Source organism: Lacticaseibacillus paracasei subsp. paracasei, from assembly GCF_000829035.1.
In the GTDB taxonomy this organism is placed as follows: Bacteria; Bacillota; Bacilli; order Lactobacillales; family Lactobacillaceae; genus Lacticaseibacillus; species Lacticaseibacillus paracasei.
Window position 1 is genome coordinate 2,704,990 of sequence record NZ_AP012541.1, and the last position, 26,295, is coordinate 2,731,284.

The following is a 26,295-nucleotide window of genomic DNA, read 5'->3' on the forward strand; positions in this document are numbered from 1 at the left end:
GCACGGTAAACACCGCCTGCATGGCTTTTTAGACAAGCCTTATTACTGACAATCGGTCTATCTACCTTTAGTTTACCAAAAATCGGCATCAATCTTTACTGAATGTGCTATAAGTAGCGCTTTCTTCAGCATTTGGTCCGACCAATGGCAGACTCGACTGCTGGCTAGTCAGTCATTGGCCAATACCACAGACTTAATAACCATCACAAAAGCATGCGATAGCCTCAAATTAGCTCGTCCTTGAGGGTGCTTTCTCACGCAATCATCACTGCTTTTGTGATAATCTTAAAGCATCATGGAACAATTCTGAAAGGATGCTCATTATGAAAATGATTGATCTAGGCCGTTCTGGTCTGCACGCTTCTGCCATTGCGTTAGGTGTTATGCGTTTGCCGAATCTCGATCGGCCGCGAGCAACCGAACTACTTGATGCTGCTTATGACGTTGGCATTAACTTTTTTGACAATGCTGATGTTTACAGCAATGGTAAAGCTGAACAGCTTTTTGGCGATGCGTTGAAGAAGGCCAGCTTTACACGTGATCAAGTCCTGATTCAGACTAAGGTCGGTATCGTCAATGATCGAAAAGCGACCCATCGCTATGATTTCTCCAAAGAGCATATCGTGGATGTTGTCAATGGCAGTCTTAAACGCCTTGGTACCGATCATGTTGACAGCTTGCTATTGCATCGACCTGACCCGCTCATGGAACCAGAGGACGTTGCTGAAGCCTTTCTGCAATTGCAAAATGAAGGTAAAGTTCGGCAGTTCGGGGTTTCCAACTTCAATCCTGCTCAGATTGAACTGCTCCAACAGGCGGTGCCGCAACGATTGATCATCAATCAATTGCAGTTTTCCCTGATGCACACAGGCATGATTGATGCCGGCATGCATACAAACATGGCAGATGCCCGTTCCATTGATCATGATGGCGGTCTTCTCCCATACAGTCAGCAGCATCATATGGCAATTCAGGCGTGGAGTCCTTTCCAATATGGCTTCTTTGAAGGTGTCTTCATCGACAACGATAAATTTTCTGAATTAAATGCCTTACTTCAAAAGCTGGCCGATCAATATACCACCAATCCCAACGCAATTGCTGCTGCCTGGCTCTTGCGTGTACCAGCTGATGTGCAAGTCATCGCCGGAACCACCAAACCCGCTCGCATTCGCGCCATCGCCGAAGCCGGCGACATTGCTTTGACTCGGCAAGAATGGTATGACCTCTACTTCGCCGCCGGAAACGACCTGCCATAATCAGACAGAGCGTGAACTGGCACGGTTAGAAACCGACGCATAAGCGGCCTCAAGTGCATTGACCGGGCTTTGGTCAGTCTGCTTGAGGTCCTTACACGCAGGTTTCTGCGACTGCGAACGCGTTTAGACAGAGCGTGAGGAGTCGCGCTTAGAAACCGAAGTGTAAGTGGCCTCGGGTGCGATGGTCGGCCTTTGACCATTGTGCCCGAGGTCCTCACACGCAGGTTTCTGCGACTGCAAACGCGTTTAGACAAAGCATGAACCAACACATTTTTAAAAGGAAAATCCTATGGAAAAACGACTCGACTACATTACAGATCTCATGGCACTTGGTCCAACCGCCAATGCAAGGACCATTCAGCGTCGCCAAACTGCCCATCGACTCGCAATTGCTGAGGCATGGCAGGTAAAACCCGGCGAAAAAATTCTGGAAGTCGGCTGTGGGCAAGGCGACCTAAGCGCCGTTTTGGCTGATCAAGTCGGCTCAGCCGGGCATGTGACTGGCATTGACATCGCCTCACCTGACTACGGTGCCCCGCTGACGCTTGGCCAAGCATGGAACCACTTGCTTGCGGGACCGCTTGGTGATCGCTTAACGGTTCATTTCAACACTAATCTTTCGGATGATCTTGGGCCCATCGCCGATCAGCATTTTGACCGGGTTGTCCTGGCACATAGTCTTTGGTACTTTGCTTCCGCCAACGCCCTCGCCTTATTATTCAAAAACATGGCAGCTGTCTGTGATCACGTTGATGTCGCCGAGTGGTCAATGCAGCCAACTGCGCTGGATCAAATTGGGCATCTGCAGGCGGCTATGATTCAAGGCTTGCTGTATGCCATTGCTCCAAGTGATGTCGCCAACATTCGCACGTTGATCACGCCGGACACTTTGGCACAAATCACACATGATAACACATGGACCTACACCGCTGGCACCATCGTCGAAGACCCTACTTTAGATGATGCCCACTGGGAGATTGCAACAACCAATGCGCTTTTGACCGAACTCAAGCTCAGCACCGATTTGCGTGATCGTGTGAAACCATTGCTCGAGGCTATGAGCCATAACGGTACGGCAAGTTTAGCAACTTTTACGGGCCGCATCACATTTTAACCAAAATGGAGGTCATCAGACGTTGATTGAATTTACCCCTGCCACAGCCAGTGATTTACCAAAAATTGTCGCCATTTACAATGAAACTATCCCGACCCATCAAGCAACCGCTGACTTGCAGCCGCAAACAGTCGCTGAGAAACAAACTTGGTTTGCGGCTCACAATAACCACTTTCCCGCTTGGATGATTCAAGTTGACCACAAAATCGTTGGCTGGCTGACACTGTCGGCTTATAGTGACCGCTCAGCTTATGACCAAACTGCCGAAATCAGTTTATACCTTGATGTGGCCGCCCGCGGTCACCACGTTGGCAGCGCGGCATTGGCCTTTGTTGACCGCGAAGCACCCAAGCACGACTTAACCACCGTTCTCGCCCGAATTTTTGGGCATAACCAAGCCAGTCGCAACTTGTTCACCAAATTCGGTTATGACCACTGGGGCCATTTGCCAGCCATCGCTATCCTGCCAGAAGGAGAAGCGGATTTAGAAGTCTATGGCAAACACTTTAAAAGCAGAGCGTGAACTGGCGCGCTTAGAAACCGGAGCATAAGCGACCACAAGTGCATTGGCCGGGTTTTGGCCAGTGTGCTTGTGGTCCTTATGTGTAGGTTTCTGCGCCAGTGAACGCGTTTAAAAGAGCCTGAACTGGCGCGCTTAGAAACCGGAGCATAAGTGGCCGCAAGTGCATTGACCGGGTTTTGCCAGTGTGCTTGTGGTCCTTATGTGCAGGTTTCTGCGCCAGTGAACGCGTTTAAAAGAGCGTGAACGCGTAAAAAGCGTTTGACTGATGCTAACGGGCGGGCCCGTTGGCGATCAATCAAACGCTTTTTTAATCTTGGTGCCCAGCTAATTCATCTTCCTGCTGTCTAATACGCCGCATCGTCCGAACATACGAGCTGACTAGTACCAGCACACTGCCGAACCACGCCAGCGGGTTGGCCGCCGATGCACCAGCAAAGCCGAATGGCACAACGAGGAAAATCGCAGCAAACGCCCGCATCCCCAATTCGAAGAATCCCGCAACCGTTGGCACCAACGTCTGGCCAAGACCTTGCAACAAATTACGAATCGTGAAAAGAATCGCCAACAACCAGTACATGCTGGCATTGAAGTGAAAATAAGTCTGGGCTAAGGCCGTCACAGCTGGTTGATTCGGCCCAAGAAACAAATTCACTAATGGTTTGCTGAAAAGAATAATGACCACACCCAGCACTGCCGATAAGCCGACGTTCACCATCAAGGTTTGATAAACTCCGCGACGGATTCGCCCATATTCCTTCGCACCCAGATTCTGCGCAGCAAACGTCGCCATTGCCACCCCAAAAGAGGCTGACGGCAGGGTCGCTAACTGGTCAATTCGTCCAGCCGCCGTATACGCAGCAACCGCATTGGTGCCTAATGTATTCAACATCACCTGCAAAATGACAGCGCCAATTGCGATAATCGACATCTGAAACCCCATCGGAAGCCCAACTTTTAAATGCTGAACAATATCGTGCCAATCAAAGCGCAAATCACGACGCCGAATCATCAGAAGCGGTATCCGCATGCGAATGTAAATCCAACAGAGCAACGCCGCGATTACTTGCGCGCTAACCGTCGCATAGCCGGCACCAGCCACCCCGGAATGAAACCCGAGAATGAACCAAAAGTCCAGTACGATATTAATAATGGTCGCAATGATCAAGAAGAACAGCGGTGTTCTTGAATCGCCCAGTGCGCGCAGCATATTGCTTAACAAGTTAAAACTCATTGATGCAATAATGCCGAAATAGATAACCCGCACAAAGGCAATCGAACCATCCATGATATCCGGTGGTGTCTGCATCACGGTCAATAATGGTCGTGTCATCGTGACGGCTGCTACGGTGAGAATCAGTGAAATCCCACCCGTGATCCAAATGCTCGTACCGAAACTGCGTCGCACACGGCGATAATCATGAGCACCATAGGCCTGTGCTGTCAAAATAGAAAGTCCAGCCGTGGTCCCTTGCGCAAATCCAATAATCAAAAAAACAATGCTGGATGTTGCCCCAACTGCCGCCAACGCATCCTTACCGATCGTCCGCCCAACAATCAACGCATCCATAAAACTATAAAGCTGTTGAAAAAGATTGCCAATCAGTAATGGAATCGTGAACAGCACGATTAATTTCAATGGCTTACCGATGGTCAAATTCCGCATTAACAAATCCTCCAAAAATGATCGTGTGCTCACCCAATCAGGATCGCACTTTTCAACAACGGGATTGCACACGTAAACTACCTGTCCGTCATCGGATATCACTGATAAGCGATATGACATGCGCTCGTTCCCGTTCACAAAAGACTAATTCAACAACCATAGCACAAAAAACCAGGCAGCGACTCGCTGTCTGGTAATTGAAATATATTTGCAATCAAACATCGGCACCACCGCCGCCGGAACTGCCGCCGCCCCAGCTGGAACCGCCACCGGAGCCGCCTCCGAAACCACCGCCGAAGCCGCCTCCGCCGCCACGGCGGCCAGAAGATAGCAGCGCGTCCAGAATAACCCAGAGCCAAAAGCTGCTGTCACCTCGACCACGGCGACCACCACGGCCACCGCCGCCGCGACTACCAAAGATGATGGCCACAACGACGACAGCGATAAAGATGAAAACAATTTTCGTCAAAAAGTTGCCGCCGCTGTCTTGACTTGAGTTGCGATATTGATTCATCGTCTCATCAGAAACCGTGTTTTGATCTTTAGGGAACTTGTATTTCTTATCGATGACTGTCGCAACCGCATTGAAAACCTTGCGAATGGCCTGATTCAGTTCTTTAGGATCATGTGACTTGATGTCCTTCAGATTGTCATTCAAGATTCGCCCAGCCAGCGCATCAGGCAAATCGCCTTCCAAACCATAACCAACTTCAATGCGCATGTTCTGCTTGCCGCCGTTATTCGCATAAAGCAAAAGCACTCCGTTATCGGTACCTTTCTTGCCAATTCCCCATTTCTGGAAAAGATCCGGTGCATAGTCTGACAAGGGGTCGCCATGGGTCGACTTTAAAGCTGCTACGGCAATTTGCGGCTGTTGTTTGGTGCCTTGGTAATACTGATTCTTACTGTCGATCAGTTGCTTGGTACTTTCATCAAGCACACTGTCTTGATCTAGATAGTAATGCTCGGTGGGCCGTGCCGGCAGATCTTCGGCTGCCGCCACTGGCTGCGCGGCGCCAGTGAACAACAACAAACCCGTCAGCGCGGCAACAAACCACGCTAAATGCCTGCGCATGGTGCCACCTACTTCCCAGAACTAGAGCTGTTCGTTGAAAAATCAACGCTTGGAACCGTTTGGGCAGCCGGTGTTGCTTTGAAGGTGTCCTTCTTCCCTAAGCCCATCATGCTAGCAAAAATATTCTTCGGAAAGGTCACAACACTCTGGTTATAATCACGAACCTGATCAATGTATCGCTTACGTTCAACCGAGATTCGATTTTCACTACCTTCAAGCTGTGTCATCAAGGTGTTCACCTGATTGCTGCTTTGCAGTGTCGGGTAATTCTCTTTAATCACGTTGATCAAAGTACCCACACTCTTGTTCAACTGATCATCGGCCTTAGCTTTGTCAGTTGTCGAACTTGCATTAGCATACGACTTGCGGGCTTCAGCAATGTCACCAAAAACCTTCTGCTCTTGGCCCATGTTGCCCTTAACCGCATTAACTAAGTTAGGCACCAAGTCAGCCCGTCGCTGCATGACGTTTTCAACCTGGCCCCATTGCGCTTCAACGGCTTGATTCTGCTTAGCTAATGAGTTGTAGGTGCCGATTCCGAAGATCAGGCAGATAGCAACAATCACACCAAGGACAATACTTGTGACCGCAACTGGACTTAATCGTTTCGTTTTCATTGATATGAATTCCCCTCTAATGCGTTCACAATTACCTACCTTTTCACGGAAAAAGCCGTCAGAAAACAACGGTACTTCCGTGAAAAGGCAGGCTACAACTGCTCACGCTTATCATCAATTTCCTGCTTATACCATCATTCTACCATGACGACGGTTTTCGACATCCGGCTTAAGACGGAACTTGACTATTTAAAGTAGTTGAATCCGATCGCATCCCGAACTTCCTGAAGCGTTTGATTAGCCACCACATTGGCTTTAGCCGAACCTTGCTTGAGCATATCAGCAACCGCCCCCATATCCTTGGCATAGTGCTCCCGCCGAGTGCGGATAGGTTCAAGCACTGCCTCCATGACATCAATCAGGTAGCGCTTGATCTTCACGTCCCCTAAGCCGCCATGTTGGTACTGGGCTTTCAACTCAGCAACTTGCTGCTTATCAGGATCGAAAATATCAAGATAGGTAAAGACAACATTACCTTCCACCTTACCGGGGTCTTCAACGTGAATATGGCCCGGATCGGTATACATTGACATAATCTTCTGCTTAACGGTATCAGCGTCGTCCGCCAAATAGATCCCGTTATTTAAGCTCTTGCTCATTTTGGCATTGCCATCAATCCCTGGCAGCCGGCCAAGACCCTTTGGTGGAAAATAGCCTTCGGGTTCAACCAACACATCTTTGTGATAAGTCCGATTGAACGTACGCACAATCTCACGAGTCTGCTCCAGCATTGGCTCCTGATCGTCACCCACGGGCACCGTTGTCGCCTTAAACGCCGTAATGTCAGCCGCCTGACTAACGGGATAAATGAAGAAACCTGCTGGAACGCTATCACCAAAGGCTTTTTGTTTAATTTCAGCTTTCACGGTTGGATTACGTTCCAGCCGGTTCACCGTCACCAGATCCAAGTAGTAAGCCGTTAATTCAAACAAAGCCGGAATCTGGCTTTGTACCAGAATCGTCGTCTTGTCTGGGTCAATCCCAACCGCCAGATAATCCAAGGCCACTTCCAGCAAAGAGTGGCGAATTTTTTCTGGATCGTTGGCGTTGTCCGTCAATGCCTGCGTATCGGCAATCATAACAAACGGTTCGTATTCTCCAGAGTTCTGCAGTTCCACACGATTTTTCAGTGAACCAATATAGTGACCAATATGTAACCGTCCTGTTGGTCGATCACCTGTTAAAATGATTTTCTTTGCCATACTTGTTTCCTCCTTATATTGTGAGCGCGAGCCAGCGTGGGTGAAACCGGAGTGTAAGCGGCCTTGGGCGTGATGGTCGCACTTTGACCATTGCGACCAAGGTCCTTATGCGCAGGTTGCAGCGCTGGCGAGCGCGTTATAGTGAGCGCGAACAGGAGCGCTTAGAAACCGGAACATAAGCGGCTTTGGGCGTGATGCCCGATTTTTGGTCATTGCGATCAAGGTCCTTATGCGCAGGTTTCTGCGACTGTGAGCGCGTTATCGTAAAAAAAGCGCCCTATGTCATAACAACATAGGACGCAAGCGCGCGGTACCACCTAACTTGTCCGTCTTGCGGACCTCTCTTGGCTTAAGGCGCACCCACCGAACATAACGCAAACGACCCAACTTTGCCTACCATGGTCATCGACGTCACAGCATTGCCGACTCTCTGGAGACCACTTAGATAAGCTACTCATCGTTTGTGTGAATATGGGTTTAGGTTAGCTAAATTCGCTAGTGATGTCAATGCAAGGTTACATCTGTGACTTATCATTGGTTTTACAGCAGATACTGCAAATCACTCTGCGCACTTGGATAAGCATAGATCTTGTTTAAATCACTCGGCTTTTCACCAGCATCAATGGCCGATGCGAAGGTATTGATCAAGTCCTCAGCCAAGCTGGCTAAGACGACAGCACCGGCAAGTCGGCCGGTCTTTTTGTCGACAATGGTCCAAACTTGCGCGTCAGGATCCTGGACCCGATTGTAAGTGTACCAGTGGGTCATCTCGTTGTGTTTGACGGTGTACTGATCAGGCGCTGCTTCAGCGGCCTCTAATGAAACCCCGACTTTGGCTAACTCCGTTGGGCCAAAGACGATAGTCGGAATGGCCGAATAGCTAATGGGTGCTTGGTCGCCTAAAATTTGGTTGGCAACATAACGGCCTTCGAAGCCGGCTACCGGTGTTAATTTAGGCTGTGGCTTCAAATTGACATCGCCGATTGCATAAATCGTCTCAACTGCGGTGCGAAGATGGTCGTCAACCGGAATACCACGCGTATCAGCCTTAATACCAGCATTGGCTAGCCCGAGGTCGGCAACATTGGCGATACGACCCATGGCAGTGATTGCCATGTCAACATTCAAATCGAAGTTATCAGCATGTAGATGGGTCATGGTACCTAAGGGCGTGATTTTAGTCAGTTCGACGTTAGGATGAAAATGAATCCCGGTCTTGGCAAGCAATGGTTTTAAAGCTTCGGTAGCGACTTTGGGGAATGCCCGTAACAACCGATCAGAATGACCGATGATATGCACATCTGCGCCAGCCGCTGCAGCAATGTTGGCCAGTTCGACACTGACATAACCGGCTCCGATGAAGGCAATGCTGGTTGGTAACTGATCAAGGTCCAGAAAATCCCGACTCGTTTTAAGCAGATTGGCCCCTGGAATGTCCGGATAACGAGGCGTGTGCCCAGTCGCGATCACAATATGTTCACCGGTCACGTTTTGGGAGCCAACTTTGACAGCATGTTCACCTAAAAGCTGAGCATGACCATACAACGTCGTGATTCCAGCATGAGTCAGGCCATTCAATGTGCCAGCAGGTACGCCGGTTGTGTAACTGCGCTTGAAGGCCATTAAGGATGGCCAGTCAATCTTCGCCGCCCCGCTGATCCCAAAACCATTCATCCGCAAGGCAGCATTTTTAACTTCGACACCGCGATACAGCATTTTTTTCGGATCGCAGCCATAGTTGGGACAGGTGCCGCCCCACAAATCGTTTTCAACGACTAATACTTTTTGCTTTGCTGCTAAACCGTAAGCTGCTGCTAAGCCGCCTGGGCCGCCACCAATCACAATCGTTCCATAATCATAAGCCATCACGATCACTCCTTCGTCTCTGTGTTCTGATCGACAAATGCACTTGCGAGATAAGCGACAACACTATGGGTATTGACCACAAACGCACCATGTTCACTATTCACGCGCAACGCCTCATGCGCATCTAAAAGCGGCAACGCCTCGGCCAGCGTCAAGTTGCCGCCAACCGCATGCCGGGCCGACACATCCGCTGCAAATGGTGCTAACTGACTGAGCGTGACCTGCAGGCCCTGATTGGCTTGCGCTCCCTTGAACAAATCCGCCACGAAATCGTTAGCCGGATTGGTCGCAATTTCTTCCGGCGTATCAACCTGCAAGAGTTTGCCACCGCGCATCACGCCGATCCGATCACCAAGTTTCATCGCTTCAGCCATATCGTGGGTCACAAAAATGACAGTGGTCTTCAAGGCACGATGCAAATGCAGCAGCATATCCTGAAGCTGAGTGCGGGAAATCGGATCTAATGCTGAGAACGGTTCGTCCATCAAGACCACCTTAGGCCGTGATGCTAAGGCCCGCAAAATACCGATGCGTTGCTGCTGCCCGCCGGATAATTCGCTTGGCATGCGATTGCGATACTCGGCTGGCGGCAAATCAACTGTTGTGAGTAACTCGTCTGTTGCCGTCCTAATTTTTTGGCGCGACCAGCCCTTCATTTCGGGGATCACGGCAATGTTTTGCGCCACTGTCATGGTTGGAAACAAGGCGATCTGCTGCAGGACATACCCCAGATCCCACCGCAAGTCGCGCATTTTGTAACTGGTGAGCGGTTTGTCGGCAAATTCGATGACGCCGCTCGTTGGATCAACCAAACGATTGATCATTTTCAGCGTCGTGGTTTTACCGCTGCCGGAGGTGCCGACTAGCACAAACAACTCCCCTTGATCGACCTTCAGACTAAGATCGTTGACCACGGGCTTGCTGTCATATTCCTTTGTGACGTGTTCAAGACTGATCAATGCCATCAGCGCACCTCCTTCAGCAAGCCATGCTGAACCAAATAGCGGTGAGCCACAGTTGCGGCCTTTTTGTTCTTCACACTCACGGCATAATTCATGGTCTGCATCTGTTTTTCCGTAATTTGACCAGCCAACTTGTTCAATGCAGCTACAAGTTGCGGGTGTTTTTCGGCAAAGGCCGTTCGCATCAATGGTGCACCGCGATAAATCGGAAACAACCCCTTATCATCTTGCAACGCCACCAGATGATATTGCCGCAGTTGCGCATCAGTCGTATACCCATCGGTCAAATTGATCTGCCCGCGGTCTAAAGCTTGGTAACGCAAGGAAGCATCCATTGAATCCACCTTAAACTGCAAGCCGTATTTTGATTGGATGCCCTTATACCCGTCTTGCCGGTCAATGAACTCTAAATCAAATCCGGCGCGAATGGATGGTGCAATTTTGCCAAGATCGCTAATGGTATGCAGATCATAACGCTTGGCAAAACTTTCCTTAACGACTAAAGCATAGGTGTTGTTATACGCCATCGGTTTGAGATAACTCAGGCCTTGTTTAGCAAGCAGTTTCTTTGCAAGTGGATAATTATCTTTACCAGCCGTCACCTGTTGTTGCTGAGCGGCAGATGGTTTCGTCAAACTTGCCAGAACCGTCCCGGAAAACTCAGGGTATATGCCGATCTTATCGGTTCTCAACGCATTGTACAAGAAGCTCGTCTGTCCAAAGTTCGATTTCAACGTGACCCCGACATCAGGATCAGCTTTTTGAATGAGTTCTTTGTACATATTGATCAAAATATCCGGTTCACTGCCTAGTTTTCCCGCAATCGTGATAGTTTCCTTTGGTGCGGTCGCATAAGTGTATACTTGGCTGCCAACCATACCAAGGACGGCAACCGCCACAACCCCGACACTGACCTTCCAACTGACTTTTTGCATGACATTTAAGAGCCACGAAAAGACAATCGCCAATAGCGCTGCTGCCAAAGCACCCATTAAAGTTAACGCCGCATCATTTCGATCAATACCTAGCAAAATGAACGTGCCTAAGCCACCGGCGCCGATCAAAGCTGCCAGCGTCGCGGTACCAATGATCATGACCATTGCAGTCCGGACGCCCGACAAGATAACCGGTAAGGCGATGGGCAATTCAACTTTGAACAACTTCCGCAATCGACTCATGCCAAACGCATCGGCTGCTTCTTCATAGGAAGGATCAATATCGCGTAAACCGATATATGTATTTTGAAAAATCGGCAATAAAGCATACACCACTAAAGCAATAATCGCTGGCAGTGTCCCGATACCCACAAACGGAATCAACAACCCTAACAAGGCCAACGAAGGAATGGTTTGCAAAACACCAGTCACTTGCAGCAGCACTGCCGCGGTTTTGTGATGCGTCTGGACCCAAACGGCCAATGGAATCGCAATCACAACGGCGATCATCAAGGCAATTAAAGATATTTCGATATGTTGCCCCAAGGCACTAAGCAACTCGCCGTGCCGTTCAGAAATTGTCCGCCACAAATCAGCCATGTTATGCCTCCAATTGAATGTGATATGAGTAAGTGTAACACCTAGTTTTCACGTGCAACAAGATAAGGTGTGTTATATTCTGGCAAGTTCATCTTTCTTCTGGGAGCTGGTGAAATAACGGTAGTTCGCGTTAACTTCGCAGGCGCCTGCCACTGTCTTAAACGCTTCAAGAGGCAGTGCCATGGGCAATCAAGCTCGAATACTAGGATAGAAAGCAGAGAGTTGGCGGAGCGGCGATGGGCTCAGTGGTGAGATTGGTCTTAGCAGAGTGGTTTTCTCCGCTTAGACCAAGGCCGAGCTTCGAGACAGCGCGCCGGGCTTGCGCGTTGGCTCGAAGTCGTGCCCACCACTCTAGCTTCGCGGTCGCCACCCCGAATCGCCGCGGAGCCAACTCGGACAATAGGATCAAGCTTAATTAGAGTAGAGCCGAGAAAAGCTTGACACATACGGGCCTGCTCACGCTCTTTACTTTTCCAAGTGCCCAGCGTACAATTATCGACACCATTTTAAACACCGAAAGGAGCGCCGTTTCTATGGAAAATGCAACGAAGGCAGAAGAACAGGCTCGGGTCACGGCGGTCATTGAGAAGCTCAAGGCAAGGCTAGCGGCCATTCATGACCAGATCGAAGCGGCGCACAAAGAAACCAGCCGGATTGAACGATCTTACGGTGAAAATACCAAGGTCAACGTTACCGAAGTCGATGACCAAATGGAAACCAACGCTGCGGTTCAACAGCAGAAAGTCATGGTTGCCCGCGCCGTCGAAAATGAAACCATTCTCAAACACGAAGGTAATCGTCTCACCCTGCTAGCGGACAATCCTTATTTTGGCCGTATCGATATTGACGAAGATGGCGATCCCGACACGCTTTATATCGGCACTGCCACCTTCATTGACCAAGATGGCGAATTCTTGGTTTATGATTGGCGCGCGCCGGTAAGTTCTATTTATTACAACGGTACCCTTGGCGATGTCAGCTACGATACACCAGCAGGCGAACAACACGCCACTTTGAAAAACAAGCGTCAGTTCCAAATCGAACACGGCCACATCAAAACCATGTTCGACACCAATGAAACCGTTGGCGACGAAATCCTTCAATCCGTTTTAGGCGATCAATCAGACGAATACATGAAAAACATTGTCGCGACCATTCAGCGCGAACAAAACGACATTATTCGTGATACCACCAGCGACTTGCTTGTGGTTCAAGGGGTCGCCGGCTCCGGGAAAACCAGTGCGGTCCTGCAACGCATTGCTTACTTGCTATATCACAGCCGTAGCGATCTGGATGCTGACCAAATGGTACTTTTCTCACCTAACCGCTTGTTTGCCAATTACATCTCACAAGTTTTGCCGAGCTTAGGCGAAAAGAATATGCGGCAGGCAACCTTGTTTGAATTCTTGGCAAACCGTTTCACCGGCTTACATGTTGAAACATTATTCGAACGTTATGAACATGATGCAGCTGGATTGCCGCCAGCTGCTGAGCATATCCGTCGCTTTAAAGAAGCGCCGCGCTATCTTGAAGCTATCTACGACTATGCTAAGCAACCGAAGCGGACACCGCATTTTATTGACGTTGAGTTCAACGGTGAGACTTTCTTCTCAGCCGCAACCATCGCAAAAATTTATCAAGCCCAGCCAGCATTGATGCAGCCAGTTGATAAGTTTACTGCCACTAAGAATGCTTTGATCAAACGTCTGAATACCCGGATTCATATGGAGGCCAAACGAGACTGGGCGCAGTTGCGCGTTTCCGATCTGTCACAAACTGAATTGGAAACCTTGACCGCCGATCACGAATTCGAAACCGGTGAAGATGAACAGCGATTTGTCTCGGAAGCTATTGTCTCAAAAGCATTTTCACCAATCTACGACGCACTGTACAACGATCATTTTTACGATGTGTTCCAAGACTATCAGCAATTCATGGCACAGGTGAAACCACCCGTTGCTCCGGCTATCTGGCACACAATGGTCAACGCCTTTTCAGACGGAATCGAAGCGCATCAATTACGCTTAGAAGATGCCATCCCGTTGCTTTATCTTCGTGATCTCAGCACCGGCAGCGGTCAAAATAGCCTGATTCAGTATGTTTTCGTTGATGAGATGCAAGACTTCAGTATGGCGCAGTTGTTGTACTTGAAACACGCCTTTCCTAAAGCCAAGTTGACCTTATTGGGCGATGCCAAGCAAAACGTGTTTACCAGTAATTACCAGCCTAGTGATTTCATTCATGAAATCGAGGACGTTTTTTCCGGCTATAAAATTCGACTCATTACGTTAAACAAAAGCTACCGATCCACGCAACCGATTACTAACTTTGCCAAAGCTTTATTACCAGAACACGACCATATTCAGGCGTTTAACCGTGCTGGTGATAAACCAGAAGTCTTGACGGTAGCGCGCACGGAAGCGCCTGATGCTTTGTCAAAACTGGTGACGCAACTGCTGGCAACCGATACCACCGTGGCGATTCTAACCAAAGATGCCCAAACGGCTGATCAACTTTACGCCACTCTCAAACTTGATGCACCAGTCACCTTGCTATCGGCTAATGACCATAGCCTTAAAAACGGTTGTGTCATTTTGCCAGTCTATCTCGCGAAAGGTTTAGAGTTTGACGCAGTCATCGGTTGGGATATTTCTGCAACCACGTATCAAAATGAAGCCGACCGTGATATTCTCTACACACTTTGCTCCCGAGCCTTGCACCATCTCACACTCGTTGCTTTGGACGCCCCAAGTCCATTGATCACGGCACTGCCCGCTGATCTCTACACACATGCAGGGGATGCCTCTGAGGCGCGTGTCTAATGCCACCCATGCATCATCACATCAACAAACGCCCGTGTCTTCGCTGACACGGGCGTTTGTTTGGCTTCTAGAATCATGATAAATTATCAATGGGACGATTTAATCAATTCTGTTTATTAAAAATTTGGAGGGTTTGTTTTTGTTTAATCTACTCCGTACCTTCATGGCCGTTTACGAAACACGCAGCTTTTCCTTGGCAGCCACGCACTTATTCACCAGCCAGCCAACTGTGTCACACCATATTCATCAGCTGGAACATCAACTAAAAACAACCTTATTTGAACGAAACAAACGCAGTGCGACGATTCCCACAGCAGCTGCTGATATTTTGTATACCTTTAGTGGCAACATGCTGGCTGAGTGGGAAAAAACGCAGGAAGCGATTCAAAATAGTCAAAAGGATGCCATTGTTGACCTGCATATTGGCGTATCGCAAAGTGTCGCCGCTGTTCTATTTTCCCGAATCGCAGCGGCTTTAAAAAAGACTTTTCCCTACTTGCAATATGATGTCGCCGTACTCAATTCCTTGCAAGTTGTCAAACAGCTGGAAGGCCAACATTTAGATTTAGGCTTTATTGAACAACCTTTAACCTTAAAGGGCGCTGTCCGAACAACCCTTTGTACGGATCAACTGATCGCTGCAGGTTGGTCTACCGGCACTTGGATTACCCGCGAAGAAGGCTCTGGGATGCGCTATTACACCACCGCTTACCTACAAGCAGCCGGTATTTCGCCGCAACACATGATGACCGTCAATAACAATGCCATGCTGCTGGCATTGGTACAACAAGGTGTCGGGCAGGCACTTTTGTCGGATCAAGTCGCACTCGGCAATGCTCCGGCACAAGCAATTGGGCCGCAATTTCAACGGCATTTTTACTTGCTGCAAAACCCAACCGCCAATTGGCCCCACAAACAGGCCATGCTAGATAAAATTGTTGAAGCAGCTCGCGCTTCGGAAGTAACCCGCTGATGGCCAAGCTGCTTTGGATGACTATTAATCAGACAGTTCTTGAGTAGCAGTTGCTGTTTGCTTGACTGTTTTAGCTGTAAGCCGCAAAAAGTTTAGATAATGGCCGGTCACAAATATCAGCATCAAACTCGCTACAAGCCACTCACCCCACTGCAACACGCTCAACAAGTTATGCACCAACCCCTTGCTGGCAAAGATAGCAATAAAGCGGGTCAAAGCAGTTGCGGAAATGACGAGTGGAAAGGTGAAGGCGGCAAAACTCGGATAAAACGACAGCCGCGTATACTGTCGAATGCTGAAAAGGGTCAGAAAATACAGGCACTGTGCAAAAATCAACATGCCGGTTGCAAATGCCAAATTAGGATGCGTGAAGCTGGCCAGATAACCGATCAGGCAAAGCGAAGCCGGTGCGGCGATGATCGTCAGTAAGGGCTGTGTTGCCTCAGGCAGCGGTATTGTCCTGACACGATGCAGCACAAACGGAAAAACTGCCACGTAGATCACAAATGCAAGCCAGAAAAGGGGCTGCCCAAGTGCTGGCACGAATTTTCCACTGGTCACGGGAATGACGCCGATACCGACAAAGGTGACAAACCAGCTCGGATAAATCATTTGCCATTCTTTTTGTTGCGGGAGCAAATGCCGTGAAACGAAAAAAATCATTAAGCCAAAATGGATAATCACTGCTAATACCCAGATGACAGTAGCGATCCCCACCGGCATTCCCCAAGCAGTTAAATAAGTGCACAAGATCATCAAGGTCATCGAAAATGTCGGCGACACCGACGCGATGATCGGATCCTGTAAACTTTTAGCTGCGTGTAAGGGAGTCAGACAAATTTTCAGTAAAATCAGTCCAAACAGCAAAGCAGCTAAGCCTCCTGTTAGGTTCCCTACTAATTGCCAACCTGCCAGTTTGTATAGATTACCCAACGATGCCAATCCCAGTGTCAGTCCCGCCATCGGTAACGGCACTCGTTTCAAAAATGATCTCATAACTGCCTCCTTATATTCTTGCTATTAAGTGTAGCAAGAATCATCGTCATCGGCTAAATTGATCTTTTGCATGATTAACATTCACTTATTGAATCAATCATGGTGACGATCATGCGACCAATCTAGGCTAAAAGTTTCTTGCCATGCCAAACTCCGCAATCTCCGGCCAGATGAGGATGGAACGCGTGACGGCGCTTCGAGCCCAAAAAGCGGTCTCGAAGTCGCCTAACAACATCAGCGACAAAGCCCGGTCGCTGTGTTGTTTGCACAGCTGATCCCCATCCGGCCTACGATTGCTTCGCCTTGGCACTGGGATCTTTAAAACCCCAATAAATCATTTATGAGAAAATAAAAAATGAACAACTTCCAATTGCGAAAATTGTTCATTCTTATTTGACGCTTATGAATGATGTCCTAACCTTAGTTTGGAAAATTCTACACGAGCAAAATTGTTGCATTGTTGAGCATATGCAACCCAATCGAATAACGCATGTCTCTTGTTCGCAAGTAAGTCCAAGCAAGGACGCCGCCAAGCGCGGCATAGATGAAGAAGTTATAATCCACTTTTCCGGCCACATGTGCAAAACCGAAGACTGCAGCACTGATTAGCACACTCACCCATTGCCAGGATCGCCGCTTCAAAGAGCCAAAACTGTTCATCAAGAAACCCCGAAATAGATACTCCTCAACGATTGGGCCACCAACAACTGCTAATAACTTGATTGACCACGGATAGTTTTTAACTAAATCAAGCAGGTTACTTTGGTTGGCAGCTTGAGGCGCGTGCATGACTTGCGTGAGCGTCACGGTGATGAGCTGAATCAAAAATAGCAATCCGATACCTTGCCAGATCACGCTAGAAGGATGAGCCACCGCCAGCGCAGGTTGTTGGCGGTAAAAATGTCGATAGCAGACCATCAATGCAGCAATCAGTGCACCGAATACAAAGACCAAGGCACCAATGGCCCCATAGGCACCCCACGTGGCCTCACTGCGGATCAACGCAAGTTCGGCAGACGAATAGGCGATAAAACCTGCAGCAACGCCAACAAGTTGGACAAATGAGCGAAGAATTTTCATGAAGACAATCCTTTCTTGGCATGTTTGTCTTTAAGGGTAACATTTTAGAAGCCAGGGTGCATGGTGAAACATAGCCGTGAAGAGGCGTGTCATGCTTAGAAAGTGAAGCATAAGGTCCCACCATAACGCGCGAATCATCCCAAAAACCTACGCATAAGGAGCTTAGTCGTAATGATCAAAGCCCGACCTCACGTCCAAGACCACATACTTTCCGGTTTCTAACCGGGTTGGTTCGTGCTCACAAAAAAACCTGACAGATTTAATATCTGTCAGGCGCGGTACTATCAGCCGTCTATCGGATTCGAACCGACGACCTCATCCTTACCATGGATGCGCTCTACCGACTGAGCTAAGACGGCAAATGGCTGTGTTGTTTAAAAACAACTGCCTAATTAATGTACACTAAATCCCCATAGCTCGCAAGTCCTTTTTATAAAAATGTAGCGTAGAAAGCAAAAAAATGCGCATTGCCACAGCTGTTTTAACTGGCCATGCTGTCCTTTCATAAAAGAGCCGCCTTGCCTTACCGTCTACCGTGCCACTCGGCCTTGAACTCGGTTAGAAAATCTTCCATAACCTGTTGGCGATGCATCGCCATTTTTTTGGCCGCATCGGAGTTCAATTGATCCTTGAGTTTCAACAGTTTTTCATAAAAGTGATTGATGACGGTGCCTTCTGTTGTACGATACTGAGCCGCGGTTAAGTCAGCTCGTGGTGGTAAATCTGGATCATACATCCGCCCACCATGTGCACCGCCATACATAAAAGCACGACCAATGCCAATGGCACCAATGGCATCAAGACGATCGGCATCCTGAACCAGTTGTCCTTCGACCGGCAACGATTGATGGTGTTGTAAGTTTGCTTTAAACGACATGTGATCGATAATCGTCAATACCATTTGGACTTGGTCAGCGCGCATGCCAGCGTCGACCATTGCCTGCTGGGCGGCGGCTTTGGCTATTGGCACATCCGGAACCAATTTATCGTCATAGGTATCATGCATCGTGGCCGCCGCCAACACAACGGCTGTATCAGCCTCTGGTGTTTGCGCAGCTAGTTGTTTTGCTGTCGCCACAACCCGCTGAATATGGTCAAACCCGTGGCCACTGTGATCTTGTTCAGATACCTTTTTTGCAAAGGCTGTCACCTCTTGCCATTCGATCATGAATCGTTGCTCCTTTTCGTTGTCCACCATTCAGTCACCTGCTATGTGATTTTGTTAACAAATTGAGCTTTTTTCTGCCGTATTTATTGCGTCAATCAGCCTCAATCCTTCATACTAAAAGTATACAGAGGTTATGAAAAAAAGGGGGAGCACTTTTATGAAAAAGCAATATTTGGCAGCCAGTCAGTCGATGAATCAATTCAACCGACTCTTTTCACCGGTTTCAACATCGGAGATTCCATTGAATCAACAAAACCTGCTTTTCTGGATGGCGACCGATGCCACGCCAAGAACACCAACAAGCTTGGCCAAAGAGATGCATGTCACCAAGGCTGCGATCACCAAAGCCAGCAGCCCGCTGATTGACCGGGGTTTGCTTGAAAAACAACCCGATCCTGAAGATTGTCGCAGCTTCAAGCTCGTGCTTAGCGAAGAAGGTGAGCAAGCAATTGAGGATCTCGGGCCTGAATACTTGGGCAACTTAGAACGTCTCTATCATGAACTTGGCGAGAAAAAGTATCTGAAGTTGATCAAACTTCTCAGCCAAGCAACTGGCACCTTAGTGACCGAATAAACCGGTCATCTCGTGGCACAAACACCTCATGGAGATCACCACAATCAAGCCTGACGCTCAGTTGCGTGAGGCTTTTTCATTTGACTGGGCGACACAATTTTGTCGCCGACTGTTGCCGTTTTTCTAGGAGCGTTACAATGACAATATCAGGACGTAGCTAGCCCGATTTTGTCAGTAGCCGGCTATGTCTATCTTTTTAAAGGAGTGGTTTGATGGCAATTCCCGATCATATCAGTGTTCGCGGCGCTTACGTTAACAACTTGAAGCATCTCAATGTTGATATTCCGCTTAACAAACTGGTGGCGATCACTGGTCGGTCTGGTTCCGGTAAAAGTTCATTAGCCATGGGCGTGTTATACGCTGAAGGTATGCGCCGCTACATGAGTGCTTTGTCCACCTACACCCGCCGGCGCCTTGGCCAAACAAGTCCTGCTGCTGCTGACTCAGTACGCCACATTCCTAGTGCCATCGCTTTGCGGCAGCGGCCAACCGTTCCAGGCATCCGCTCAACTGTCGGTACGGCCACAGAAGCGCTCAACGTCATTCGCCTCATGTTTTCCCGTCTCGGCTCGCCGGTTTGTCCTAATGGTCACCGCGTGTCGCCAACTCTCGATATTGCCAAGGCAATGGATCTGCCCAATGACGGTGAAAGTGGTATGGGCATGATCACTTGTCCGACCTGTGGCGTCCGTTTCATGGCTTTTGCTGCTGAAGATTTCGCCTTCAATTCAACTGGCGCCTGCCCGACATGCGGCGGTACTGGTCAAGCGCGCACACTGGCCGCCAACCGGCTCATCCCTGATCAAACACTGACAATCCGTCAAGGTGCCGTGGCCTCGTGGCGCTTGCCCGGTCGCAATTTTATGCCTTTTGTCGCACAAGCAATCGGCATTGATATTGATACGCCTTTCCAGGACCTGCCAAAAGATCAGCAAGAACAGGTTTGGCACGGTGAACGTAAAAAATACGCCATCAATATCCCCAGCAAAACCGGCAAAATTTTTCATATGGACCATGCACAGTACGAGAATGCCTTCAATGCGGTCGAAGATTCTTTAGCGACGACCAAAAATGAACGCGCCATTCAGCGGCTGAATCGCTTCTATGAGTTTGGCATCTGCCCGACCTGCCATGGCAGCCGATTTGCCCCGAAATTATTGAGCCAGCACCTAGTGGATCAAAACATTGCTCAGGTTAGTGATATGACTTTAACGCAATTAGCCGCGTTCATTCCCGAAATCTATCACTGGTTGCCAGCAGATATGCAGTCACTGGCGCACGATATTATCCAAGAACTGACGCAATTGCTTAAGCCCATCATGGACCTTGGCCTCAGTTACCTGACCCTGAGTCGAGCCGCGGCTTCCTTATCGACTGGTGAATTGCAACGCATTCAGCTCAGTCGCACGCTTCGGACTGAAACGACCGGCGTCCTTTACGTCCTTGATGAACCGTCCATCGGCCTGCATGCTGCAAACGTTTCTGGATTGCTAGAAGTCATGCACGGTTTGGTCAATCAAGGCAACTCGCTGGTCGTTGTGGATCACAACACCGCCATCATTGAGGCAGCCGATCAAGTGATTGAGATTGGTCCCGGTGCAGGCGTTGCTGGCGGCCGACTCATTGATCAAGGCAGCCCTGAAGCGATCAGCCATGATACCCATTCGTTGATTGCACCTTTTTTAACCGGAGCGGCTTCCTTGATTGTTCGCCCGCAAGCTGGTGAACAAGAAATTAAGCAAACCAAACAACTGCAATTAACCGTAACTGATCGATTTAACCTTCATGACCTGCATGTCCATTTTCCAGTTAACTGCTTCTCAGTGGTATCCGGCTTTTCTGGTGCTGGCAAGTCAACTTTGATTTTTGACGCCCTAGTACCAGCGCTGTCAGCAACTGCTGACCAACCAGCTCCAGCATTTGTTCGTGATCTTGACCGCGGCGGCCTGCGCCATGTAGTTGCGATTGATGCCACGCCGGTCGGTAAAAATGTCCGCTCAACCGTCGCCACCTACACAGACATTCTCGACCATCTGCGACACCTTTTCGCCAGTTTGCCTGATGCCAAAGCCAAGCACTATACGAGTAGCCATTTCTCTTACAACGTCAAAGCCGGCGCGTGCCCGACATGCGGCGGTACCGGCGTCATTAACTTAGATATCCAGTATCTGCCTGACATGCAGCAAACTTGCCCGACTTGTCACGGCCGTCGCTACAACCCCGAGGTTCTGAAAATCAAATGGCAGCAGCACAGCATCGCCGACTTGCTAGATCTGGACGTGGACTCCGCCTTGACCGTTCTGAAAGACGAGCCCGCTATTTCTCACACATTGCAAACCCTGCATGACATGGGCCTCGGTTATTTGCATTTAGGTGAAAGTACCCCGACGCTGTCTGGCGGTGAAGCGCAGCGCCTGAAGCTAGTTGCCCACATGGGACGCTCCCAAAAGGACACGCTTTTTGTCTTCGATGAACCATCGGTAGGTCTACACCCCTTGGATGTTCAAACCTTGATCGCTGTTTTTCAACGGTTGCTCAAAACCGGTGCAACGGTTATTGCCATCGAACACGATTTAGACGTCATCGCTAACGCTGATTATGTCTTGGATCTCGGACCAAAAGGCGGTGCAGAAGGTGGCCGCATCATGGCTGCTGACACACCGCAAGCAATCGCCAAACAAGGGAAAGGTGAAACTGCCCCTTACTTGGCGGCCCATCTGGCGGCCTTTCACGTTAAGTAGGCTTGACAAAAAAGAGATGCCTCGGAAAGTGATAACCGAGACATCTCTTTTTCATACATCAACTTTAAACGTTCAAGATCGAATCAATGTGGCTGATTTCTTCCGCACTGAAGGTCAGATTTTCAGTTGCCTTCAGGTTGTCTTCCAAATGATCAACCGAGGTGGTCCCGATGATGACACTGGTGACAACTGGATCACGTAACAGCCATGCCAATGCCATTTGCGTTAACGTCTGGCCACGGTCATGTGCTACTTCGTTTAACTCGTTCAGCTTCTTCACAACCGCGTCTTTCCCATGGGCAAAAGTGGCTTGGTTGGTCGGATGAATTTTGAACGTATCCGGAATACCATTCAGATACCGATCCGACAACAAGCCTTCTGAAAGCGGCCCATAAGCAATTAAGCCGGTGCCATCGGCTTGAAGAGCCTTCGTTAGGCCAGAAGTTTCAGCCTCACGATTAAACATGTTGTAACTGAACTGATTCAGCACAAATGGCGTATGCAGATCTTTAAACATCGCAATCGCATCTTTGGTTTGCTGGGTATCAAAATTCGAGATCCCGATGTAAAGTGCCTTACCATCACGCACCGTCTGATCAAGCGCATTGACAGTTTCTTCTAAATCAACCGTATCATCAAAGCGATGCGCATAATAAATGTCGACATAGTCAAGCTGCAGGCGTTTGAGTGAATCATTCAAGCCTTGAATGACCGCTTTGCGCGAAGTCCCAACACCATATGGGCCCGGATGAATCTCATACCCCACTTTGGTGCTGATCACCAATTCATCTCGATAAGCCTTCAGATCCGTTGCTAAAATTTGACCAAGCAAACTCTCGCTGCTGCCAAAACCAGGTTCATGATCACCATTACCATAGTGATTCGCCACGTCAAAATGAAAGACACCATGATCAAAAGCGTCTAAAATAACCGAACGGCGTGGGCCAAATGGATCAAGATTGCCATAATGCTGCCACAAGCCAAGTGAAATTGCCGGTAGCATCAAACCGGTTTTCCCGGCATGACGAACAGGCATCTTGTCATAACGATCAGTTGCTGCATAATACATGACTTTTCCCCCTCTACACGTTCACGAGTGCAGAAACCTGCATACAAGCGCCTTGAACGCTTATACGCCAGTTTCGACCGCACCAGCTCACGCTTTGACTTAAACGCGCTCACCGACCCAGGAATCATGTATACAGGCCCTGAACGCTATGGTCAAAATTCAACCCTCGTATTCAAGCCAATTTGCATACGGATTTCTAACCGGGCTGTCTCACGCTCATAAAAACGTTTACCATCTTCTATGGTGGCAAACGTTGGCCCAACAAGCAACTTAAAAAGTCAATTTTTTAATATAAAACTACTTATTTTTCAAAAAAATCGTTCAAAAAGTTAGCTACACCATCATCCACATTGGCGTCTGTCATATAGCGGGCAGTCTGCTTAACCTGTGGCACAGCATTTTCCATTGCCACACTAATACCAGCAGCCTTCAGCATGCCAAGATCGTTGAGACCATCGCCAAAGGCAATCGTTTGCTCCGGACCGATTCCTGTGAGCGTCTGCAACTCCTTGACGGCCGTGGCCTTATCAATATGTTTAGGAATGAGTTCAAGGTTAGTATGTTCAGAGGCTGAAACATGTAAAACATCCTGTGTTTCTAACGCTGCCTTCCCCTTAGCCAATGCTTCCGAATCATGCGGGCCAAAAATGATCCCATTCGTAATTGCAGGTGCATGTGCTAACAAATCATCAACTGATGGTAAGGCTACAACGTCAATGCTCACCGAGCTGGGGGTAAACTTGCGTGCAGCTGCTTCAATGGCAGGCGGCACTTTACCTGTGTAATAAACGGTATCATCGCTGAAATACAAGGCGTTCAGGCCCAACTGATCGGTCACAGTTTCAACCGCCGTAAGTGCCGCTTGCCCCAAAACATGATGCACCCGCTCGCCGGAAAAATCGTAGACAGCACCATTCGATGCAATAATCGAAGCTTCTGGTTCGAATTGTTTGGCCACAACCTGCGCTAAAGCGTGCATGCGCCCGGTGGCAACATAAAAAGAAGCGCCGCTAGCAACGGCAGCTGCGATGGCCGCTGCCGTTTTGGGCGTAACGTCATGATGATTGGCGGTTAGTGTGCCGTCAATATCACTAATAATTAAGTATCGCGGCATAACCGTTCCTTTCTACCCTAAGGACACAAATGGCGACCGATCACCATCGGCCGCCTTATTTGTTAAAGTCCTTGCGGTAATCCGTCAATTTGATCAGCGTACCAATCGTTCCATGGTGTTTCAGGTGCGCCTTGCGCATTAAAAGTTACCTTAACTTGCTTCAAAAGGTCCAACAAGTTACCGGATCGGTTAGTCAGAAGACCGGCTGTCAATTCCTCGCGAGTCAGTGGTTGATTATCAAGCAAGTAATGATTAATATCTGCTAGATTCCCCTGCGTATCAATTTGGGAAAAAACATCGAGACCGGCGCCGAAGAAGCGATCCAAGTAGAACTTTGCAAAAGTTTCCAATGCTGTATGTTGTGCTGTTTCATTTAATTGATCAATCGTTGTGTTGCTTGCTGCCATAACTATTTTCGTCCTTTCTGCTTTATTCCATTATAACCACTTTTGGTTGCGTTTTGGAAAACATCGTCCCACAACGATCACAAGTTTCACATAAACTTACACGTTGCCTTCGACCACCATTTTATGAGTGCTCCTGGTCATATTCATTAATGAAAAGATAGTGTTTGATGACATTTTTATAGGAAATCAAAAATGCCATAAAATATTCGTCTTTTTTGAAATTTTACGACTTTGGTCTCTTGCTATTATGGAACGGTTGTTATAGTATGCCAAATATGTTGGGGATCCGTGAAAGGCTGGAGATTTTATGGAAAAAGAAAAATTACATCTCGGTGACGCGGTTGTTTGTCATGTCAAAGAAGATATGGAAGCACCTTTTACCGGAAAAATAGAAAAGGTTTATGAGAACTCGGCGCTGTTGAGTATTACCGATTATGCTGATAAAGACCGGCAGAATGCCGCAGAGCTCAACTTTAAGATTGTCGCAAATTTCCACGCGATGACTCAGAACCTCGGCGGCGGCACTGTCTTGGCGTTCCCGCCAGAACCAGCCGAAGAGCCAAAAAAATAAACGTTCCAATCACATTGTCTCACAATATCACTGGCATCTCGTGCCAGTGAGTGGTTGTTATTATTTACTTAGGGATCTTCAACTCAAACAAACAAAGTCAAACCGGTCGACAGGACAGCCTGCTGATCGGCTTTTTTTAGTTGATACCCAAGACAACTTTCATGGTCATTCATGAAAATCAGCGAAAAATGAGTCGCAAACAATCTATCGCAAGAGCGCAAGCCAGTTAAGCTCGAAGTCTTATATGCAGGTTTCTGGCCTGTAAACGCGTTTAAGGGAGCGACCAACATGAACGAGAAACCCTATCCAGTCCACGAAAGTCTTTTGATCGGCACACTGCTCACAGCAGCTGCTGGCAGTTTTGATGCTTTCACCTATCTCTTACACGGTGAGGTATTCGCTGGCCTGCAAACCGGGAACGTCATCTTGTTGGGTATTCATCTCGGTCAGGCGCAATGGACTACCGCTGTCCGTTACATGGTACCGATCTTCGCTTTCATGTTCGGCACCATGGCCGCCCGCGCACTGCAACTGCAGGCTGGCAAAAAATCACGACCTTTAACCGAACAACGGTGGCTCATTCAATACGAAATCACTTTGATTCTTATCGTGACATTGTTTGGCCACTGGCTGCCTGATCTAGCCGCCAGTGCTTTGGTTTCACTCATCGCCGCCGCGCAGCTACAGGAATTTCGCCGTTTAAAAGGCGGCCCTTTTACTTCACTGATGATGACCGGCAACCTCCGCACCGCGGCGCAAAGCCTTTATGATGGCTTCATCCGCGGGCAGCAAAAAGGCCGCAAAGACGCGGCCACAATTGGGACGATTATTTTATCATTTGCTACCGGTGCTGCCGTGACAGGTATTTTAACGACCCTGATCGGAACTTATGCTTTAGTAGGCGCCGCTTTGTGTCTCGTCTGGATTGATATCATTTTTTGGCGTGATCAGGTTGAGCTTCACTAAG

General features: G+C 48.6%; 23 protein-coding genes and 1 tRNA gene. 9 read left to right on the plus strand and 15 right to left on the minus strand.

Annotation, left to right across the window (positions count from 1 at the left end; genetic code table 11):
• The first annotated feature begins 323 nt into the window (after window positions 1–323).
• From LBPC_RS13280 to LBPC_RS13290, 3 genes are all read left to right on the plus strand, one after another.
• The gene (locus tag LBPC_RS13280; protein ID WP_016365437.1) at window positions 324–1,256 is read left to right on the plus strand and encodes an aldo/keto reductase; all 933 of its coding nucleotides are present in this window, start codon (window positions 324–326) and stop codon (window positions 1,254–1,256) included.
• A gap of 289 nt (window positions 1,257–1,545) precedes the next feature.
• Window positions 1,546–2,370 (plus strand): class I SAM-dependent methyltransferase, encoded by an 825-nt coding sequence (locus LBPC_RS13285; RefSeq protein ID WP_003662639.1) that lies wholly within the window; start codon window positions 1,546–1,548, stop codon window positions 2,368–2,370.
• A 22-nt stretch (window positions 2,371–2,392) separates the two neighbouring features.
• Window positions 2,393–2,893, plus strand: coding sequence for a GNAT family N-acetyltransferase (locus LBPC_RS13290; RefSeq protein ID WP_003662638.1), 501 nt, complete (start codon window positions 2,393–2,395; stop codon window positions 2,891–2,893).
• Window positions 2,894–3,200: 307 nt separating this feature from the next.
• On the opposite strand, the gene LBPC_RS13295 is transcribed toward LBPC_RS13290, so the two are convergent.
• The 7 genes from LBPC_RS13295 to LBPC_RS13325 form a co-directional block, all read right to left on the minus strand.
• The gene (locus tag LBPC_RS13295) at window positions 3,201–4,556 is read right to left on the minus strand and encodes an MATE family efflux transporter (RefSeq protein ID WP_003662637.1); all 1,356 of its coding nucleotides are present in this window, start codon (window positions 4,554–4,556) and stop codon (window positions 3,201–3,203) included.
• A gap of 214 nt (window positions 4,557–4,770) precedes the next feature.
• On the minus strand, window positions 4,771–5,631 hold the full coding sequence (locus LBPC_RS13300) for a TPM domain-containing protein (protein WP_003571520.1): 861 nt from the start codon (window positions 5,629–5,631) through the stop codon (window positions 4,771–4,773).
• A gap of 8 nt (window positions 5,632–5,639) precedes the next feature.
• Window positions 5,640–6,248: a LemA family protein gene (locus tag LBPC_RS13305; protein ID WP_003567793.1), complete on the minus strand. Its 609-nt coding sequence runs from the start codon at window positions 6,246–6,248 to the stop codon at window positions 5,640–5,642.
• 185 nt (window positions 6,249–6,433) lie between these two features.
• A complete protein-coding gene (gene trpS / locus LBPC_RS13310) occupies window positions 6,434–7,450 on the minus strand; it encodes a tryptophan--tRNA ligase (protein WP_003567794.1) in 1,017 nt (338 codons plus the stop codon).
• Between the two features lie 540 nt (window positions 7,451–7,990).
• Window positions 7,991–9,316 carry a dihydrolipoyl dehydrogenase family protein gene (locus LBPC_RS13315; protein WP_016383395.1) on the minus strand — a complete coding sequence of 442 codons (1,326 nt, stop codon included), beginning with the start codon at window positions 9,314–9,316 and terminating at the stop codon, window positions 7,991–7,993.
• 5 nt (window positions 9,317–9,321) lie between these two features.
• Window positions 9,322–10,281: an ABC transporter ATP-binding protein gene (locus LBPC_RS13320; protein ID WP_003662635.1), complete on the minus strand. Its 960-nt coding sequence runs from the start codon at window positions 10,279–10,281 to the stop codon at window positions 9,322–9,324.
• Complete coding sequence (locus tag LBPC_RS13325) at window positions 10,281–11,813, minus strand: ABC transporter permease/substrate-binding protein (protein WP_003662634.1); 1,533 nt, start codon at window positions 11,811–11,813, stop codon at window positions 10,281–10,283. Before LBPC_RS13325 ends, LBPC_RS13320 begins: the two co-directional genes overlap by 1 nt.
• A gap of 533 nt (window positions 11,814–12,346) precedes the next feature.
• Between LBPC_RS13325 and helD the strand changes: the two genes are divergently transcribed.
• Entirely contained in the window at window positions 12,347–14,635 is a 2,289-nt protein-coding gene (helD, locus tag LBPC_RS13330) for an RNA polymerase recycling motor HelD (RefSeq protein WP_003662631.1), read from the plus strand.
• Between the two features lie 139 nt (window positions 14,636–14,774).
• Window positions 14,775–15,608, plus strand: a complete 834-nt coding sequence (locus LBPC_RS13335) for a LysR family transcriptional regulator (protein ID WP_003662629.1) — start codon at window positions 14,775–14,777, stop codon at window positions 15,606–15,608.
• A gap of 24 nt (window positions 15,609–15,632) precedes the next feature.
• Here LBPC_RS13335 and LBPC_RS13340 read toward each other — a convergent pair whose 3' ends face one another.
• The 4 genes from LBPC_RS13340 to LBPC_RS13355 form a co-directional block, all read right to left on the minus strand.
• Window positions 15,633–16,604 carry a TDT family transporter gene (locus tag LBPC_RS13340; RefSeq protein WP_016376196.1) on the minus strand — a complete coding sequence of 324 codons (972 nt, stop codon included), beginning with the start codon at window positions 16,602–16,604 and terminating at the stop codon, window positions 15,633–15,635.
• Between the two features lie 435 nt (window positions 16,605–17,039).
• A complete protein-coding gene (locus tag LBPC_RS13345; RefSeq protein ID WP_003662626.1) occupies window positions 17,040–17,684 on the minus strand; it encodes a CPBP family intramembrane glutamic endopeptidase in 645 nt (214 codons plus the stop codon).
• A 286-nt stretch (window positions 17,685–17,970) separates the two neighbouring features.
• Window positions 17,971–18,043 (minus strand) — tRNA-Thr (locus tag LBPC_RS13350).
• 164 nt (window positions 18,044–18,207) lie between these two features.
• Window positions 18,208–18,882: an HD domain-containing protein gene (locus LBPC_RS13355; protein ID WP_003662625.1), complete on the minus strand. Its 675-nt coding sequence runs from the start codon at window positions 18,880–18,882 to the stop codon at window positions 18,208–18,210.
• 127 nt (window positions 18,883–19,009) lie between these two features.
• On the opposite strand from LBPC_RS13355, the gene LBPC_RS13360 reads away from it, so the two are divergent.
• Both LBPC_RS13360 and LBPC_RS13365 read left to right on the plus strand, forming a co-directional pair.
• Entirely contained in the window at window positions 19,010–19,426 is a 417-nt protein-coding gene (locus tag LBPC_RS13360; RefSeq protein ID WP_032781163.1) for a MarR family transcriptional regulator, read from the plus strand.
• Between the two features lie 212 nt (window positions 19,427–19,638).
• Window positions 19,639–22,167 carry an excinuclease ABC subunit UvrA gene (locus LBPC_RS13365; protein WP_003662623.1) on the plus strand — a complete coding sequence of 843 codons (2,529 nt, stop codon included), beginning with the start codon at window positions 19,639–19,641 and terminating at the stop codon, window positions 22,165–22,167.
• A 64-nt stretch (window positions 22,168–22,231) separates the two neighbouring features.
• On the opposite strand, the gene LBPC_RS13370 is transcribed toward LBPC_RS13365, so the two are convergent.
• The 3 genes from LBPC_RS13370 to LBPC_RS13380 form a co-directional block, all read right to left on the minus strand.
• Entirely contained in the window at window positions 22,232–23,236 is a 1,005-nt protein-coding gene (locus LBPC_RS13370; RefSeq protein WP_003662622.1) for an aldo/keto reductase, read from the minus strand.
• A gap of 301 nt (window positions 23,237–23,537) precedes the next feature.
• Entirely contained in the window at window positions 23,538–24,350 is an 813-nt protein-coding gene (locus tag LBPC_RS13375) for a Cof-type HAD-IIB family hydrolase (RefSeq protein WP_003662620.1), read from the minus strand.
• 62 nt (window positions 24,351–24,412) lie between these two features.
• Window positions 24,413–24,757 (minus strand): hypothetical protein, encoded by a 345-nt coding sequence (locus LBPC_RS13380; protein ID WP_003567827.1) that lies wholly within the window; start codon window positions 24,755–24,757, stop codon window positions 24,413–24,415.
• A gap of 307 nt (window positions 24,758–25,064) precedes the next feature.
• On the opposite strand from LBPC_RS13380, the gene LBPC_RS13385 reads away from it, so the two are divergent.
• Window positions 25,065–25,328 (plus strand): hypothetical protein, encoded by a 264-nt coding sequence (locus tag LBPC_RS13385; RefSeq protein ID WP_003567829.1) that lies wholly within the window; start codon window positions 25,065–25,067, stop codon window positions 25,326–25,328.
• Window positions 25,329–25,411: 83 nt separating this feature from the next.
• Here LBPC_RS13385 and LBPC_RS17310 read toward each other — a convergent pair whose 3' ends face one another.
• The gene (locus LBPC_RS17310; RefSeq protein WP_003662619.1) at window positions 25,412–25,618 is read right to left on the minus strand and encodes a hypothetical protein; all 207 of its coding nucleotides are present in this window, start codon (window positions 25,616–25,618) and stop codon (window positions 25,412–25,414) included.
• Here LBPC_RS17310 and LBPC_RS13395 point away from each other — a divergent pair.
• Window positions 25,617–26,294 carry a YoaK family protein gene (locus LBPC_RS13395; protein WP_003567831.1) on the plus strand — a complete coding sequence of 226 codons (678 nt, stop codon included), beginning with the start codon at window positions 25,617–25,619 and terminating at the stop codon, window positions 26,292–26,294. The two genes, LBPC_RS17310 and LBPC_RS13395, sit on opposite strands and share 2 nt — an antisense overlap.
• Window position 26,295 lies beyond the last annotated feature (1 nt).